Consider the following 1,314-nt stretch of genomic DNA (forward strand, 5'->3'; position numbering starts at 1 on the left):
GCGTGGTGCGCACGATCCGGGCGCGTCCGGTCGACAGGGTCGATGCTGATCGGGCCGCGATGCTTCCGCTGCCACCGGTCCCGCCCGCGGTGGGCTGGGTCAACCGGGTCCGCCTTGGCCGCGACTACTACGTCCGCGTCGACAGCAACGACTACTCCGTCGACCCGACCGTGATCGGCAGGTTCGTCGACGTCACTGCGGACCTGTCTGGTGTCGAAGTCCGCCATGAAGGACGCGTGGTCGCCGCACACGATCGGGTGTGGGCACGCAGCCAGACGATCACCGACCCGGCCCACGTCGCGGCAGCGCGGACGCTGCGGGAACAGTTCCAGCAGCCCCGCCCCTCAGCCGACCCACACGAGGAGCTGGCGCGGGACCTGACCGACTACGACCGGGCCTTCGGCGTCATCGACGGCGGCGGCCGGGGCGGGGAGGACGTGGCGTGATGGCGACCGCGAAGAGCAAGACCGACGCGACCGAGGCGCTCAAGCAGCTGACCTATCTCGCGTCGGCGTTGAAGGCACCCCGGATCGCCGAAGCCGCCGCCAGGCTGGCCGACCATGCCCGCGACGCCGGCTGGACCCACGAGGAGTACCTCGCCGCGGTCCTGGACCGTGAGGTCGCCGCCCGCAACGCCTCCGGCGCCCAGCTCCGCATCCGGGCCGCCGGATTCGCGTCCCGCAAGACGATCGAGGAGTTCGACTGGGACGCCCACCCCGCCGCTCGGCAACAGATCGCCGCACTCGCCTCCGGCGGGTTCCTCACCGAGGCACGCAACGTCGTGCTGCTCGGGCCGCCCGGCACCGGCAAGACCCACCTCGCCACCGGCCTGGGCATCGCGGCCGCGCACCACGGCCACCGCGTCCTGTTCGCCACCGCCGTCGACTGGGTCACCCGCCTCAGCGAGGCCCACCGCGCCGGACGGCTCCCGCACGAGCTCGCCAGGCTGCGGCGCTACGGGCTGATCATCGTCGACGAGGTCGGCTACCTGCCCTTCGAGCAAGACGCCGCGAACCTCTTCTTCCAGCTCGTGTCGAGCCGCTACGAACACGCCTCGCTCATCCTGACCAGCAACCTGCCGTTCAGCGGCTGGGGCGGTGTCTTCGGTGACCAAGCCGTCGCGGCCGCCATGATCGACCGCATCGTCCACCACGCCGACGTCCTGACCCTAAAGGGCGCCAGCTACCGGCTACGCAACCGAGGAATCGACACCCTGCCCAGCATCAGAACCCAAGACCCGGCAGACTAGAACCGACAAACCGGTGGCCTCGTTTTCGACCGTCGGAACGGCCTCGTTTTCGAGCGGCGTCGACA

At 70.5% G+C, this 1,314-nt stretch carries 2 protein-coding genes; both read left to right on the forward strand.

Annotation, left to right across the window (positions count from 1 at the left end):
* Positions 1 to 446 (forward strand): Mu transposase domain-containing protein (locus AB4Z14_RS22015; RefSeq protein WP_442277107.1); only part of this gene is annotated, 446 nt, incomplete at its 5' end.
* Entirely contained in the window at positions 446 to 1,249 is an 804-nt protein-coding gene (gene istB / locus AB4Z14_RS22020) for an IS21-like element helper ATPase IstB (RefSeq protein ID WP_442277108.1), read from the forward strand. The genes AB4Z14_RS22015 and istB, both read left to right, overlap by 1 nt.
* Positions 1,250 to 1,314 lie beyond the last annotated feature (65 nt).

Source organism: Terrabacter sp. 2TAF16, from assembly GCF_052115065.1.
Classification (GTDB): Bacteria; Actinomycetota; Actinomycetes; order Actinomycetales; family Dermatophilaceae; genus Terrabacter.

What these genes read in the sequence shown, in the direction of transcription:
- istB (WP_442277108.1), top strand. Translation starts at nt 446, where the DNA reads ATGGCGACCGCGAAGAGCAAGACCGACGCGACCGAGGCGCTCAAGCAG.